The organism is Tabrizicola sp., assembly GCF_016793705.1.
GTDB lineage: Bacteria > Pseudomonadota > Alphaproteobacteria > Rhodobacterales > Rhodobacteraceae > Tabrizicola.
The window spans coordinates 1-14,609 of record NZ_JAEULO010000067.1 but is presented as its reverse complement, the minus strand read 5'-3'; the positions used below and the strand labels follow the sequence as shown (position 1 = coordinate 14,609).

The window sequence follows — 14,609 nt, the reverse complement described above, 5'->3', positions numbered from 1 at the left end:
GCACCCGTGGTCAGGGGGTGCGTTCGGGTATCCAGCCGCCGGTGCAAGTAAGACTTCTGAAGCGGATGGTGCAGGCGACCGTCTCGCCGCCCGGCAAGAGGTAGGTGAAACGATAGCCGAACATCACGCCCTCGCCGCCCTGACCCCGCGCCTCGTCGCCAGCGGCGGTTTGGCCGGGCTGTCCCACCGGGATGCGTTGGCCGCCTTTGGCCAAAGCGAGGATGGGCCGGGCGCCGATGTCGGCGAGGGCCAGGCTGGAGCCGACATTGGTCAGGATGAACCAGAGGACGGCGAGGGTGATCAGGGCGATGGGAATCCAGCGGCGCATCGGCTTTCCTTGGCAAGGGCCGCCCGACTGTGGCGCAGCCCTGCAACTGCGGCAAAGGAAAAGGGCGCCCGAGGGCGCCCTTTCGGTTGTCCATGCCAGGTGCGCGATCAGTTCCGCGCGCGGTCGACCATCTTGCCCTTCTTGATCCAGGGCATCATGTCGCGCAGCTTCTCGCCGACCTTCTCGATCTGGTGTTCGTCGTTGATCCGGCGGGTGGCCTTGAAGAAGGGCTGGCCGACGGCGTTCTCCTGCATGAAGTCACGCACGAACTTGCCGGTCTGGATGTCGCGCAGCACCGCCTTCATCCGGGCCTTGGTTTCATCATAGGGCAGGATGCGCGGGCCAGAGACATACTCGCCATATTCGGCGGTGTTCGAGATCGAGTAGTTCATGTTGGCGATGCCGCCTTCGTAGATCAGGTCCACGATCAGCTTCACCTCGTGCAGGCATTCGAAATAGGCCATCTCGGGCTCGTAGCCCGCCTCGACCAGGGTCTCGAAGCCCATGCGGATCAGTTCCACGAGGCCGCCGCACAGGACGGCCTGTTCGCCGAAGAGATCGGTTTCGCATTCCTGGCGGAAGTTGGTCTCGATGATGCCGGACCGGCCGCCGCCGATGGCCGAGCAGTAGCTCAGGCCCAGTTCCATCGCCTTGCCGGTCGCGTCCTGGTGGACGGCGACGAGGCAGGGCACGCCGCCGCCCTTGGTGTATTCGCCGCGCACGGTGTGGCCGGGGCCTTTCGGGGCCATCATGATGACGTCGACGCCCTTTTTCGGCTCGATCAGGCCGAAGTGGACGTTCAGGCCGTGGGCGAAGGCAATCGCGGCGCCTTCGCGCAGGTTGTCATGGACGTATTTCTTGTAGGTTTCGGCCTGCAGTTCGTCGGGCATGGTGAACATGATCAGGTCGGCCCATTTGGCGGCCTCGGCGATACCCATCACCTTCAGGCCTTCGCCTTCGGCCTTCTTGGCCGAGGGCGAGCCTTCGCGGAGTGCCACGACCAGGTTCTTCGCGCCCGAATCGCGCAGGTTCAGCGCATGGGCATGGCCCTGGCTGCCGTAGCCGAGGATCGCGACTTTCTTGTCCTTGATCAGGTTCACATCGCAGTCGCGGTCGTAGTAAACGCGCATTTGGCGTCCTCCATCTGGTTGATGGGGCGACAATAGCGATCTGGCGGCTGCGGACCGTGCAATCTTTGACGAATTTTGCAAGATATGCGAAAGATCATTCGCATAATAGCCTGATCAAGAGATTTTCATGCAGATCGACGACACCGACCGCCGCATCCTGCGTCACTGGCTGGCCGAGCCGGGGCTGGAGCGGGCCGAGCTTGCCGAACGGGCCGGAGTGACGGCGGCGACGCTGTGGCGGCGGCTGGACCGGCTGCGCGAGGGCGGCGTGATCAAGGCGGAAGGCGCGGCGATCGACTGGCGGGCGCTGGGATATGCCGTGGAGGTTTCGCTGCGCTTCACGCTGGACAAGACCAACCCGCGCGCCTTCGACGAGTTCATCCAGGCCGCGCGCGAGGTGGCGGAAGTGACCTTCATCGAGACCTTTCTCGGCCGGGTCGATGTGCGGCTGAACGTGATCGCACGCGACATGGGGCACTGGACCGGCATCTACCGCGACCGCATCCTGACCCTGCCGCATATCGCCGAGGTGGAGGCGCTGATGCTGGTCGCCACGATCAAGGAAACCGGGGGGCTGCCGCTGTGAGCCTGGATCTCGACGACACCGACCGCGCGATCCTGCGGGCGCTCTCGGCAGAGGGCACGCTGTCGGCGGGGGAGTTGGGGCGACGGCTGGGCCTGTCGCAGCCGGCGGCCTGGCGGCGGGTCAGGCGGCTGACCGAGGCCGGGGTGCTGAAGGGGCTGGCGGTGGAGGTGGACCGCGAGAAGCTGGGCTTCGGGGTGACGGTCTTCCTGGGGGTGAAGCTTGCGACCAAGGGGCGGGTTTCGCTGGAGGATTTCGAGCGCGCGGTGCAGGCGATTCCGGAAGTGCAGGTGGTGCAGCATGTGCTGGGGCTTTTCGACTATCGGCTGCGGGTGGTGGCGCGCGACCTGGCGGATTTCGAGCGGGTGCTAAGGCGGCGGATCATGACCCTGCCGGGGGTGGGCAACGTCGAGGCCAACGTGCTGCTGACCGAGGAGCGGAGGCCGGGGCCGCTGGGGTAGCCTTGGCAGTATTGCCCACCCTGCGCCGCCCCGTTACGCTTCCGGAAAAAGGGAGGCCCACATGACTTTGCCGCATCCGCATATCGACCCGGAGGGGTTGCAGGAATTCTCGGTGGTCTTCACCGACCGCAGCCTCAACCATATGTCGGCGCGGTTCCAAGAGGTGATGCGCGATGTCTCCGGGCTGCTGAAGGAGGTCTACAAGGGTTCGGCGGTGGCGCTGGTGCCGGGGGGCGGGACCTATGCGATGGAAGCGGTCGCGCGGCAGTTCAGCAGGGGCCGGGCGCTGATCGTCAGGAACGGCTGGTTCAGCTATCGCTGGACGCAGATCTTCGAGGCGGGGGGCTTCGCCGCCGAGACCACGGTGGTGATGGCGCGGCAGGCGGGGAACGATGCGCGTGCGCCCTATGCCCCGCCACCGATCGAGGAGGTGGTGGCGAAGATCCGCGAGGTGAAGCCGGATGCGGTGTTCGCGCCGCATGTCGAGACCTCGTCGGGGATCATCCTGCCGGATGACTACATCACGCAGATCGCCGCGGCCGCGCATGAGGTGGGCGCGCTGATGGTGCTGGACTGCATCGCATCGGGCTGCGTCTGGGTCGACATGGCCGCGACCGGGGTGGATGTGCTGATCTCCGCCCCGCAGAAGGGCTGGTCGGCCTCTCCCTCCGCGGGGGTGGTGGTGCTGTCGCCCACGGCGGAGGCGCGGCTGGCAGAGACGGCGTCCAACAGTTTCGCGCTGGACCTGAAGAAATGGCGCGCGATCATGGAGGCCTATGAGAAGGGCGGCCACGCTTATCACGCGACCATGCCGACCGATGCGATCCTGGGTTTCCGCGATGCGATGGTCGAGACCAGGGACATGGGCTTTGCCGAGGCCAAGGCGGCGCAATGGACGCTCGGCCGCGCGGTCCGGGCGATGCTGGCGGCGAAGGGTGTTCCCTCCGTGGCGGCGGAAGGCTTCCAGGCGCCGGGGGTGGTGGTGAGCTACACCAGCGACCCCGAGGTGCAGAACGGCGCGAAGTTCCGCGCCGAAGGCTTGCAGATCGCGGCGGGCGTGCCCCTGCAGGTGGGGGAGGGGCCGGAGTTCCGCACCTTCCGGCTGGGGCTCTTCGGGCTGGACAAGCTGAAGGACGTTGAGGGCACGGTCGCGCGGTTGAAACGCGCGGTGGATGCGGTGTTGTGAGGGGTGGAGGGTTCACCCACTCTACGGGGCCTTCGAAGGCTGGGTGAAACCCGCCTTACCTGACCCCAAGCCCGGCCCGCATCAGCACCTGCCGCACGGGACGGGTGGAATATAGCGCCTCCAGCCCCCGCGCCCTGAGGTCGCGCAGCATCGGCGTCTCGGCCATCGAGGCACGGTTCAGGATGTCGATGCCGGTGACGCGGGCCTGCACCTCCAGGTGGCGGGCGCGGTGGAAGGCCTCGGTCACGGCGCGGGCGCCGGGGTCCTCGCGGTGCCTCTCGGCCAGGTCGAGGAGCACGGCAAGATCGGCCAGCGACATATTCAACCCCTGCGCGCCGATGGGCGGGACGACATGCGCGGCCTCGGCCATCAGCACCGTCCGCGGGCCGGACATCCGGTCGGCGATCTGGCTGATGATCGGCCAGACCGAGCGGCGGGTGAGGAGCTTGAGCGGCCCGAGGATGCCGGAGGAGCGGGTGGTCATCTCGGCCTCGAACGCCGGTACGGGCAGGGCGGCGAGGCGGGCGATCTCCGGTCCCGTCTCCATCCAGACCACGGCGGAGGCAGGTTTGCCCTCTCGGTCGGGCAGCGGCACGAGGGTGAAGGGGCCGCCCTTGCGATGGACTTCGGTCGAGACGTTCCGGTGTGGCAGGTCGTGTGCCACGGCGAAGGCCAGCGCCTTCTGGCCGTAGCGGATGGTTTTCGCTGCAATGCCAATGGCTTCGCGGACGGGGGAGCTGCGGCCATCGGCGCCGATCACCAGTTTCGTGGCGATCTGGCGGCCGTCGGTGAGGGTGACGAGAGCCTCGGCCTCGCGCGCCAGCATCCGGGCGAAGCCGGTGCCGGGGCGGAAGCTCACGTTCGGCAGTTCGGCAAGGCGGGCCACCATCTCGCGGCGGAGGAGCCAGTTGGGCAGGTTCCAGCCGAAGGGCGCGTCGGAAATGTCGGTGGCGTCGAACTCCTTGGTGAGGCGCGCCTCGGGCTCGGGGCCACCCGCGTCGATGATCCGCATCACCTGAAGCGCGGCGGCATGGGGTTCCAGCCGCGACCAGAGGCCTGCGGCCTCAAGCACCGGGATCGAGGGTTGCAGGAAGGCGGTGGTGCGCAGGTCGGCGCCCTCGGCCTCGCCTTCCGTGACCGGGGGCGTGGGGTCGACGCAGATCACCCGGAACCCCGCCGCGCCCAAGGCACAGGCGGCGGTCAGCCCGGCGACGCCGCCGCCGGAAATCAGGATATCGGTGGTTTCGCGCATCGTCGGGTCTCCGGTCGCCAGCATAGGGCGGGGCGCGGGCCGGGGCCAGAGGGCAGGACGCCTCAGGGCCGGGCGAGGATGACGAGGAGGACGAACATCACCGGGACCAGCGCGAGCGCGGTCAGGACCAGGGCGGGCAGGCCCCAGGTCTGGACGGCGAGGACGACGGCGGTCACGAAGATGGTGAGCAGGTAGTAGACGGCGTCGATCTCGCGCTCCACCTCGCGGATGACGCGGCCGATCACCGGAAGGGCGCGGACAAGGCGGCCAGGCAGGCCGGGGGCGGGAAGGGTGGTGGCGGTCATCGGCATCCTCGCGCAGCGTATGCCGGTCATCTAGGGCAATGGCGCGCAGGGGCGATGCGGCGGAGTGTCACCCCACAAGGCGGGCGAGGAAGGCGGCGAGGTCGTCGGTGTGGTGGTGGATGTGGTCCGCAGGTTCGGGCCGGGGCGCGACATGGACGGTCTTCATCCCCAGCGCGTGCGGCACCGCGAGGTTGCGGCTGTCATCCTCGAACATCGCGCCGCGCGTCGGGTCGAGGCCGTCCTTCGCGAAGACGGTGGCGAAGGCATGGGCGTCGGGCTTGGGGTGGAATTCGGCGTGCTCCACCCCGTAGATCGCGTCGAAAAGGCCGGCAAGCCCCCGCGCGGCAAGGACTTTCTCGGCATAGGGCGCGCAGGCGTTGGTGTAGATGATCTTGCGGCCGGGCAGGGAGGCGATGCTGCGGGCGAGGTCGGGGTCGGGCGAGAGAACCGAGAAGTCGATGTCGTGGACTTCATTCAGGTAGGGGCCGGGGTCGACGCCATGTTCGCGCATCAGGCCGGCGAGCGTGGTGCCGTAGGTCGCCCAGTAATAGGCGCGCAAATGGTCGGCGTGGGCGCGGTCGACCTGCAGCGCCTGCATGACCCAGTCGGTCATCCGGACCTCGATCTGGTCGAATAGCCGCATGTGCGGCGGGTAGAGCGTGTTGTCGAGGTCGAAGACCCAGGTGGTGACCTGGGCGAAATCGGGGGTGAAATCCTGTTTCGGCATGGGAACGGGTGTAGTGCGGGACTGCGGCATTGGGAAGGGTTGATCGCAAGGCTCAGGGCGCGCTAGGGTCCGCGCCGCAAGGGAAGGGGCCAATGCGGTGCAGAAAGACGCCTATACGCTGCTGATGGAAGCGATCGAGGCCGGGGTCTACAAGCCCGGCGACCGGCTGGTGGAAAGCGAGCTGGCCGAACGGCTGGGGGTTTCCCGCACGCCGGTGCGTGAGGCGCTGCAACGGCTTGAGACGCAGGCGATGCTGACGCGGGACGGGCGGAGCCTGATCGTGGCGTCGCTGGACCACAACCAGCTGGCCGAGCTTTACGCGGTGCGGACGGAACTCGAAGGGCTGGCGGCGCGGCTGGCGGCCCGGCACGCGACGCCCGAGGAGGTGCGGGTGCTGAAAAGCATGGTCGCCGAGGACCGGGCGCTGCTGGGGGGCGACCCCAAGGCGCTGTCCCGCGCGAACAAGCGGTTCCACAAGCAGATCCATCTTGCCAGCCACAACCGGTTTCTGGTGCAGCAGCTGGACCTCGTTCATCGCAGCATGGCCCTGATGGCGAACACCTCCTTCGCCGCCGAGGGGCGGGACGAGGTGGCGCTGGACGAGCACGCGAAGATCGTCGCGGCGATCGAGGCGGGCGATGGCGAGGCGGCTTACCTCGCGCTCAAGTCGCATATCAGTCAGGCCTTCGAGACCCGGCTGCGGGTGGAGGCCGGGGAACTGCGGACGCGGTGAGCCCCGGGAAACCCCGTCGATGCGCTGCATGTAAACAGGTGCGGCGCGTCAGCCCTTCCCTTCAGTGTGGTCGAAAACCCCGTGGGTGGTCTTGTCCCAGTAGAAGGGGCGGGTCGCCAGTTCCATGAGGCCCTTGTAGGCGGCGAGCGAGGCGAGCGGATAATAGACCTTCAGCGTCAGCACCCAGAGGAGGCTGAGTCCATGCCGGGTGCGGCGAAGGCCGAGCGCGCCGATGGAGATATTGGCAACCTCGGACAGGAAGAAGACGGCGGCCATGGTCCAGAGCGCGGGGCCGGGCAGGGCGGCGTGGAGTGGATGGACGAAGCCGAAGGGTAAAAGCAGGAAGGACCAGAGCAAAGGCGCCAGCAGGAATTGCGCGATGGTGCCGAGGAAGAGGACCTGGAAGCCGAGAAAGCCCTTCCACCCCAACTGCCGCCAGAGAAGCACGGGCTGCCGCATGTGGACAGCCCAGGTCATGATGTAGCCCTTGATCCAGCGCGAGCGCTGCTTGATCCAGGGCAGCGCGCGGCAGTTCGCCTCCTCCTGCGTCACGGTATCGATCAATTCGGTCCGGTAGCCGTGGCGGGCGAGGCGGATGCCGAGATCGGCATCCTCGGTCACGTTATGGGCATCCCAGGCGCCAAGCTGGTCCAGCACGTCACGCCGGAAGAAGAGCGTGGTGCCGCCGAGGGGAACCACGAGGCCGAGGCGCGCGAGGCCGGGCAGGACCAGGCGGAACCAGCCGGCATATTCGATGGTGAAACAGCGGCTGAGCCAGTTGGTGCGGGGGTTGTAGTAGTCGAGCATGCCTTGCAGGCAGGCAACCTCCGGCCCCGAGCGCTGGAAGCGCGCGACGACGCGCTGCAACTGGTCGTGGTCGGGCGCGTCCTCGGCGTCGTAGACCCCGACGATGGCGCCGCGGGCATGGTCGAGCGCGTGGTTCAATGCGCGCGGCTTGGTCTTGACCTGACCTTCCGGCACGACCACCACCCGCATCCAGGGCGGAAGCTCGGCGCTGGCGAGCGCGTCGAGGGTGACGCGATCCTCGGCCTCGACCGCAAGGATCACATCGAGGAGTTCGGCCGGATAATCAAGCCGCGCGAGGCGGCGGACAAGGCGGGGGGCGATGTCAGCCTCACGGTAAAGCGCCACGATTACCGAAACCACGGGCGGAATCGCGTCGCTGGCCGGGTCGGGGCTGAGCGGCGGCGCACGGAGCGCGGCGATGGTGGCGGCGAGTTTCAGAAGGACGATGCAGGCCAGCGAGACGACGGCGAAGGCCAGCGCGGCAAGGCCGGTCGCCAGGGGCGCGATCAGCAGCGCCGCGAGCGCGACCGCAAGCAGGGCCATCGCGAGGCGAGAGCGGTGCAGACCCGGCCAGTTGCGGCAGCTTTCGGCGGCGGCGACCCGGTTTTCCGCCGCCCGGGCCAGAAGGTCGCCGCGACGGGCGTGGATCGCGGACAGGATCGCGCGCTGGGACGCGAGGCCCGCCGCCACCGGCCCGAGCCGCGCTTCCAGCATCGGGCGCAGCCGACGGAAATCCCCGGGCCGGGAGGTGGCAACGATGGTCACGTCACCCGCCTTCTGCCACGGGACGAGACCGTGGCGCAGGCAATCCTGCACGCCGACGGCATCGATCAACCGGGGATCGGGAAGGGCTGCGTCAAGATCGACAAGGCGAATGCCCCAGTTCCGGGCGTCGACGCCGAGAAGGTCGCGTTCCACCACCAGGCCGCGCGCGCAGCACATCCGGCAGCCGCCCCGATTCGCGCCCCTGATGCGAAAGGGCGGTCAGCATCTCGTCGGGCGAGACCACGCCTTCGCGCAAGAGCGAGGCGCCAACCGCAAAGCTGCGGCGCGGACCCCGTGCCCCCACTGGCGGCAGTTCGACCCTGATCCTTTCGGCCGCACCCATGCCCGGTCCCCGTTGTCCGCGCCTCAGCTTGCGCGCGGCGGGTTAACGGGCCGTTAACGCCGCTCAGGCGGCGCGGCGGGATTTCATCGCTTCGGCAAAACGCTCGAACAGATAGAAGCTGTCCTGCGGACCGGGCGAGGCCTCGGGGTGGTACTGGACGGAATAGACCGGCTTGCCATCGACCGCGATGCCGCAGTTGGTGCCGTCGAAGAGGCTCACATGCGTCTCGGAGACGCCCTTCGGCAGGGTATCTGCATCGACCGTGAAGCCGTGGTTCATCGAGGTGATCTCGACCTTGCCGGTGGTCAGGTCCTTCACCGGATGGTTCGCGCCGTGATGGCCGTGGTTCATCTTGCGGGTCTTGGCGCCGAGAGCGAGGGCGAGCATCTGGTGGCCAAGGCAGATGCCGAAAACGGGCAGGTCCTTCTGCAGCACGCCCTGGATCATCGGTACGGCATATTCGCCGGTCGCCGCCGGGTCGCCGGGGCCGTTCGAGAGGAACACGCCTTCGGGGTTCAGCGCCAGCACGTCCTCGGCGGTCGCGGTGGCGGGCAGGACGGTCACTTCGCAGCCGACCGAGGCAAGGCAGCGCAGGATGTTGCGTTTCGCGCCATAGTCCACCGCCACGACGCGCAGGCCGGGGCCGTCGCGGCGGGTATAGCCCTCGGGCCAGGCCCAGCGTTTCTCGTCCCAGCGGTAGGACTGGGCGCAGGTCACGTCCTTGGCGAGGTCGAGGCCGACAAGGCCGCGCCAGGCCCGGGCCCTGGCAACCAGTTTCTCGATGTCGAAGCGGCCCTCGGGGTCATGGGCAAGCGCCACATGCGGCGCGCCCTGCTGGCGGATGGCGCGGGTCAGCCTGCGGGTGTCGATCCCGCCGATGCCGATGCGGCCGATCTTCGTCAGCCACTGGGTCAGTTCTCCGGTCGCGCGCCAGTTCGAGGGTTCGGTCGGATCCCATTTCACCACCATGCCGGCGGCTGCGGGGGCGGCCGTCTCGTCATCCTCGGGCGTGATGCCGGTGTTGCCGATGTGCGGGAAGGTGAAGGTCACAACCTGGCCTGCGTAGGAGGGGTCGGTCATGATCTCCTGATAGCCGGTCATCGCGGTGTTGAAGACCAGTTCGGCGACGGTTTCGCCGGTGGCGCCGAAGCCCTTGCCGTAGAAGAGCGTGCCGTCGGCAAGGGCGAGGCAGGCGGTCGCATCGCGCGGGGCGGGCATATCGACTCTCCATTTGGCAAATTGCGCGGAAACTAAGGGGCGGGGCGCGCAGGGTCAAGGGCGGGCGCTAAAAGGTTTTTCACATAAAATCAATATCTTGGAAAAATTCGCTACGGTTGCGGTCCAGTGCGGTTCAGAGTAATGTCCGATCCTTGGGGAAACTACCGGAAAGACCGACCATGCTTTTGCGCGACCGTCTGCAGACGGCCCTGAAAGAGGCCATGAAGGCGAAGGAGGCCGACCGGCTGTCGACGCTGCGCCTGATCAACGCCGCCATCAAGGACCGCGAGATCGCCGTGCGGGGCGAAGCGGACGGCGGCGAGGTCGGCGAGGCCGAGATCCTTCAGATCATGGGCAAGATGGTGCAGCAGCGGCAGGAATCAGCCCGCGCCTATGAAGAGGGTGGGCGGCTGGAGCTGGCCGAGAAGGAACTGGCCGAGATCGGGGTGATCCAGGAATTCCTGCCGCGCCAGATGGATCAGGCCGAGGTTGCGGCGGCGGTCGATGCGGCGGTGGCCGAGACGGGGGCGGCCTCGATCCGCGACGTGGGCAAGGTGATGGCGGCCTTGAAGGCGCGCTACACCGGCCAGATGGATTTCGGCGCGGTCGGCGCGCTGGTCAAGGCGCGGCTGGGGTAGGCGCCGGCCCCTTGGAAGCGAGCCGGGGCGAAGGGCAGTCAACGCAGCCGGGCGATGCGGTCCTGCAGTTCGTCCTTCAACGCCACACGCTCCTCTTCCGACAGGAAGGCGCCAAGTTCCACCTCGCGGCCCTCGCCCTTCAGCGTCAGGTAGTTCGGCACCGGGCCGCCGGTCTGATGCAGGGTGACGCGCAGCCAGTAGGGGTTCGCCTCCCAGTCCTGCCGCTTGCCCCCCGGCCCGTGGCGCACCAGCGTGATGCGGTCGGGGGAAAGCGTCAGCTCCTCGACGATGTCGCGGTCGCGGCCGTTCTTGCGCAGGGCGAACCAGATCGCCCAGATCGTGCCCACGAGGAAGGGAAGGAGCGCCCAGAGGACGGGGCTGCCAAGATGGGCGAACAGCGGCACGGCGATCAGCGCGGCGGTGAGGCCGACGAACCAGACGAAGCCGCGCTGCGTCAGCGAACGGTGCGGCCAGAGATGCAGCCGGTGGGTTTCGCTCTCGGAGGGGAGCCATTCATAGGGCATGGGCCGTCAGGGTGAAAGCTGTGCCAGGAAGTCCCGGAAGGCGGCGCGGTAGGCCTGCGGATCCTCGGCATAAGAGCCGAGGTGGTCGGCGCCGGTCCAGAGGCTGACGGTCGGCACGCTGCGGGCGGCGGCGAGGGCTTGCGAGGGGCCGATGGGCACGATGCGGTCGGCGCTGCCATGGGCTAGGAACAGCGGCCCGGGGAAGGCAGCGAAGGCGGCGGCGACGTCCGACCGGGCGAGAGGCAGGGGAGAGATGACGGTCAGCATCTGTTGCGCCGCCCAGGAGACGAGCCGGGGAAGGGGCTTGCCACCCTGTACGGCGAGATGGTTGATGACGGCACCGAAGCTGATTGCCGGGCTGTCGAGGGCGACAGCCTGCACGCGGGTGGCAAGCGGGCTTTGCATCAGGAACTGGCCGAGAATCGCGCCGCCCATCGACTCGGCGACGATCAGGAGTTTCGGGTCGCTGTCCGAGGGGGCCAGTTCCGCGACGGCGGCTTCCAGGTCGGGCCATTCGGTCAGGCCGAAACCGTAGCTGCCATCGGGGCTGGCCGGGGCGCCGGGGTCGTTGCGATAGGTGATGAGGAGCACGGACCACCCTGCCTCGTGCAGGATGGACAACGCGCGATAGCCGTCCTCCCGCGCGCCGGCGATGCCGTGGACATAGACCGCGCGGCCCACTTCGGCGCCCTCCGCGGGGACAAGCCAGGCCTCGGCCGGGCCGAGGGGCGTCGCCAGCGAGACCGTCTCGAACGGCAGCGAAAGCGCCGCCATCGGATCGCCCCGGTAGCCGAGCGCGAGCGGATCGCTCGGCGGTTCGGCTGTCGCCAGCGCGGCGGCAAGGGGCCCGACCGTCAGCAGGCCCGCCGCGGTATGGGCCAGGAAGAAACCGCTGATGCCGACATAGCCCACCAGCGCCACGGCGACGAGCACGACCAGAAAGACCACGACACGCATCGGGCGCCCCTTTCGGAAAGAAGAAGGCCCCGGGGTGCGGTCGCAACCCGGGGCCTTCGATCAGGTCAGGCGCTCAATGCGCGTGGCTGCGGTCCCAGTCGGACTGCTTCGGCAGCTGCTCGAACGTGTGTTCGGGCGGCGGGCAGGGCAGGGTCCATTCCAGGGTGTCGGCGTATTCGTTCCAGTAGTTGTTCTGGGTGATCTTCGCGCCGCGGGTCAGGGTATAGAATACGATGCCGATGAAGAACACGAAGGACGCGAACGAGATGAAGGCGCCGACCGAGGAGAACCAGTTCCAGTAGGCGAAGGCCTCGGGATAGTCGATGTAGCGGCGCGGCATGCCCTGGCGGCCCAGGAAGTGCTGCGGGAAGAAGGTGAGGTTCGAGCCGATGAACATCATCCAGAAATGCAGCTTGCCCGCCCATTCCGGATACTGGCGGCCGGACATCTTGCCGATCCAGAAATAGACCCCGGCGAAGATGCCGAAGACGGCGCCCAGCGACATCACGTAGTGGAAGTGCGCGACGACATAGTAGGTGTCATGGTAGGCGCGATCCACCGGGGCCTGGCTCAGGACGATCCCGGTCACGCCGCCGACGGTGAACAGGAACAGGAAACCGAAGGCCCAGAGCATCGGCGTCTTGAGTTCCACCGACCCGCCCCAGATCGTCGCGATCCAGGAGAAGATCTTCACGCCCGTGGGCACCGCGATGACCATGGTCGCCAGCATGAAGTAGCTCTGCTGGGTCAGCGACATGCCGACGGTGTACATGTGATGCGCCCAGACGACGAAGCCCAGGACGCCGATCGCCACCATCGCATAGACCATCGGCAGGTAGCCGAAGATCGGCTTGCGCGAGAAGGTCGCGATCACCTGGGAGATGATCCCGAAGGCCGGAATGATGATGATGTAAACCTCCGGGTGGCCGAAGAACCACAGGATGTGCTGGTAGAGGATCGGGTCGCCGCCGCCCGAGGGGGTGAAGAAGGTGGTCCCGAAGTTGCGGTCGGTCAGAAGCATGGTGATCGCGCCTGCCAGCACCGGCAGGGCCAAGAGGATCAGCCAGGCGGTCACGAAGATCGACCAGCCGAAGAGCGGCACCTTGTGCAGCGTCATGCCGGGGGCGCGCATGTTCAGGAAGGTGGTGATCATGTTGATCGCCCCCAGGATCGAGGAGGCGCCCGACAGGTGGACGGCGAAGATCGCGAGATCCATCGCATAGCCGCCTTCCGCCGTGGTGGTCAGCGGCGGGTAAAGCACCCAGCCCACGCCCGCGCCCGAGCCGAGGTCGCCACCGCCGCCCGGCGACAGAAGCGAGGCCACGCCCAGCGAGGTCCCGGCGACATAGAGCCAGAAGGAGAGGTTGTTCATCCGCGGGAAGGCCATGTCCGGCGCGCCGATCTGGAGCGGCATGAAATAGTTGCCGAAGCCACCGAAAAGCGCCGGGATCACCACGAAGAACATCATCAGGACGCCGTGATAGGTGATCATCACGTTCCACAGGTGCCCGTTCGGCGTGCAGACCTCACTGGAGGCGATGAAGCGCGCGCCTTCCTGACACATATACTGCACACCCGGTTCCATCAGTTCGAGCCGCATGTAGACGGTGAAGATGACCGAGATCAGGCCGACGAGACCGCCGACGAAGAGATAGAGAATCCCGATGTCCTTGTGGTTGGTCGACATGAACCAGCGGGTGAAGAACCCGGGTCGGTGATGTTCGTGGCCGTGGATGGCTGCGTCCGCCATTGGCTGCTCCCGCTATGGTCGTTTCGTCTTGTCCGTTCACGCGCCCGCAGGCCCGCCCGGTTTCCCTTGCGATCCCGTCTTAGCCCCGCAGAGGAAAGGTCGCAATGCATGACTTTGCCGCAGAGGGCAGAAATTCCGGTGAAAAAGCAAAGGGCGCGACCCCGGCGGGGATCGCGCCCTTGCGTTCGACCGCAGGCGGCGGCGTTACTGCGCGACCGAGGCGAGGTAGGCCGCGACGTCCTCGCCGCCCGAGGCAAGCTTGAAGGACATCTTCGACTTGGCCGCCGCATCGCCACTGGTCTGTTGCACCCAGGCGCTCGGATCGGCGACATAGGCGGCCAGCGAGGCCTCGTCCCAGACCGCGCCGGTGGCACCGGCGGCCAGAAGTCCGTCGCCATACTTGAAGTCGGGGTCCGAGGCCACCGCGCGACCGATCACGCCATAAAGGTTCGGGCCGGTCTTGCCGCCCTTCTGGATCTCGGTCCCGTCGGCGCCGATGACCGAATGGCAGGCCTTGCACTTCTTGAACGCAGCCTCGCCCGCCGCGGGGTCGCCCGCGAAAGCGGGGGCCGCCAGGGCAGCGGCGGCAACGGCAAGAAGGATGAACTTCGTCATGATGTCCTCACTTGGTTCGGGGCGCGCATCGCAGCGCCTCCACGGGCGAAACATGGGGGCGGGGGCGGCTGTTATGCAATAGCATCCTGATGCTATGCCACATCCCGGCTGGAACAGAAGCCCTGGAACCGGCGCGGGAAGGTCGCCATCAGCGCGGCGTCGAGGTCGGACATCGTCACCGGCAGGCCGAGGTCGACCAGGCTTGTCACCCCGTGGTCGCGGATGCCGCAGGGGATGATTCCGTCGAAATGCGTCAGGTCCGGCTCGACGTTGATCGCGATGCCGTG

The 14,609-nt window shown here is 67.5% G+C and carries 16 protein-coding genes and 1 pseudogene; 5 read left to right on the top strand and 12 right to left on the bottom strand.

The features are described 5' to 3' along the window. Positions 1 to 10: 10 nt before the first annotated feature. Positions 11 to 328 (bottom strand): hypothetical protein, encoded by a 318-nt coding sequence (locus tag JNJ68_RS17195; protein WP_294984286.1) that lies wholly within the window; start codon positions 326 to 328, stop codon positions 11 to 13. A gap of 107 nt (positions 329 to 435) precedes the next feature. Continuing rightward, complete coding sequence (gene ilvC / locus JNJ68_RS17190) at positions 436 to 1,458, bottom strand: ketol-acid reductoisomerase (protein WP_294984283.1); 1,023 nt, start codon at positions 1,456 to 1,458, stop codon at positions 436 to 438. Between the two features lie 127 nt (positions 1,459 to 1,585). Between ilvC and JNJ68_RS17185 the strand changes: the two genes are divergently transcribed. From JNJ68_RS17185 to JNJ68_RS17175, 3 genes are all read left to right on the top strand, one after another. Next, on the top strand, positions 1,586 to 2,044 hold the full coding sequence (locus tag JNJ68_RS17185; protein WP_294984280.1) for an Lrp/AsnC family transcriptional regulator: 459 nt from the start codon (positions 1,586 to 1,588) through the stop codon (positions 2,042 to 2,044). Next, on the top strand, positions 2,041 to 2,502 hold the full coding sequence (locus tag JNJ68_RS17180) for an Lrp/AsnC family transcriptional regulator (protein ID WP_294984278.1): 462 nt from the start codon (positions 2,041 to 2,043) through the stop codon (positions 2,500 to 2,502). The genes JNJ68_RS17185 and JNJ68_RS17180 overlap by 4 nt, the downstream gene beginning before the upstream one ends. A gap of 61 nt (positions 2,503 to 2,563) precedes the next feature. Then, positions 2,564 to 3,688 (top strand): aminotransferase class V-fold PLP-dependent enzyme, encoded by a 1,125-nt coding sequence (locus tag JNJ68_RS17175; protein ID WP_294984276.1) that lies wholly within the window; start codon positions 2,564 to 2,566, stop codon positions 3,686 to 3,688. Positions 3,689 to 3,743: 55 nt separating this feature from the next. Here the strand turns inward: JNJ68_RS17175 and JNJ68_RS17170 are convergent, their stop codons facing one another. The 3 genes from JNJ68_RS17170 to JNJ68_RS17160 form a co-directional block, all read right to left on the bottom strand. Continuing rightward, positions 3,744 to 4,940: a UbiH/UbiF family hydroxylase gene (locus JNJ68_RS17170; RefSeq protein WP_294984274.1), complete on the bottom strand. Its 1,197-nt coding sequence runs from the start codon at positions 4,938 to 4,940 to the stop codon at positions 3,744 to 3,746. A gap of 62 nt (positions 4,941 to 5,002) precedes the next feature. Continuing rightward, entirely contained in the window at positions 5,003 to 5,245 is a 243-nt protein-coding gene (locus tag JNJ68_RS17165) for a hypothetical protein (protein ID WP_294984271.1), read from the bottom strand. A 67-nt stretch (positions 5,246 to 5,312) separates the two neighbouring features. Then, positions 5,313 to 5,972 carry a pyrimidine 5'-nucleotidase gene (locus JNJ68_RS17160; protein ID WP_294984268.1) on the bottom strand — a complete coding sequence of 220 codons (660 nt, stop codon included), beginning with the start codon at positions 5,970 to 5,972 and terminating at the stop codon, positions 5,313 to 5,315. 97 nt (positions 5,973 to 6,069) lie between these two features. Here JNJ68_RS17160 and JNJ68_RS17155 point away from each other — a divergent pair, with 97 nt between their 5' ends. Beyond that, complete coding sequence (locus JNJ68_RS17155) at positions 6,070 to 6,705, top strand: GntR family transcriptional regulator (protein ID WP_294984266.1); 636 nt, start codon at positions 6,070 to 6,072, stop codon at positions 6,703 to 6,705. Positions 6,706 to 6,753: 48 nt separating this feature from the next. Here the strand turns inward: JNJ68_RS17155 and JNJ68_RS17150 are convergent, their stop codons facing one another. Further along, complete coding sequence (locus JNJ68_RS17150) at positions 6,754 to 8,454, bottom strand: glycosyltransferase (protein ID WP_294984263.1); 1,701 nt, start codon at positions 8,452 to 8,454, stop codon at positions 6,754 to 6,756. A 229-nt stretch (positions 8,455 to 8,683) separates the two neighbouring features. Continuing rightward, complete coding sequence (gene carA, locus JNJ68_RS17145; RefSeq protein ID WP_294984259.1) at positions 8,684 to 9,838, bottom strand: glutamine-hydrolyzing carbamoyl-phosphate synthase small subunit; 1,155 nt, start codon at positions 9,836 to 9,838, stop codon at positions 8,684 to 8,686. Positions 9,839 to 10,017: 179 nt separating this feature from the next. Between carA and JNJ68_RS17140 the strand changes: the two genes are divergently transcribed. After that, on the top strand, positions 10,018 to 10,476 hold the full coding sequence (locus JNJ68_RS17140) for a GatB/YqeY domain-containing protein (RefSeq protein WP_294984256.1): 459 nt from the start codon (positions 10,018 to 10,020) through the stop codon (positions 10,474 to 10,476). Positions 10,477 to 10,514: 38 nt separating this feature from the next. Here the strand turns inward: JNJ68_RS17140 and JNJ68_RS17135 are convergent, their stop codons facing one another. From JNJ68_RS17135 to JNJ68_RS17115, 5 genes and pseudogenes are all read right to left on the bottom strand, one after another. Further along, a complete protein-coding gene (locus JNJ68_RS17135) occupies positions 10,515 to 11,000 on the bottom strand; it encodes a DUF2244 domain-containing protein (protein ID WP_294984254.1) in 486 nt (161 codons plus the stop codon). Positions 11,001 to 11,006: 6 nt separating this feature from the next. Further along, a complete protein-coding gene (locus tag JNJ68_RS17130; protein ID WP_294984251.1) occupies positions 11,007 to 11,957 on the bottom strand; it encodes a hypothetical protein in 951 nt (316 codons plus the stop codon). A 73-nt stretch (positions 11,958 to 12,030) separates the two neighbouring features. Beyond that, positions 12,031 to 13,707: a cytochrome c oxidase subunit I gene (ctaD, locus tag JNJ68_RS17125; RefSeq protein WP_294984249.1), complete on the bottom strand. Its 1,677-nt coding sequence runs from the start codon at positions 13,705 to 13,707 to the stop codon at positions 12,031 to 12,033. A gap of 204 nt (positions 13,708 to 13,911) precedes the next feature. Next, entirely contained in the window at positions 13,912 to 14,322 is a 411-nt protein-coding gene (locus JNJ68_RS17120) for a cytochrome C (protein WP_294984246.1), read from the bottom strand. A gap of 92 nt (positions 14,323 to 14,414) precedes the next feature. Then, positions 14,415 to 14,609 (bottom strand): annotated as a pseudogene (locus tag JNJ68_RS17115) (lipoate-protein ligase B); the annotation flags it as partial.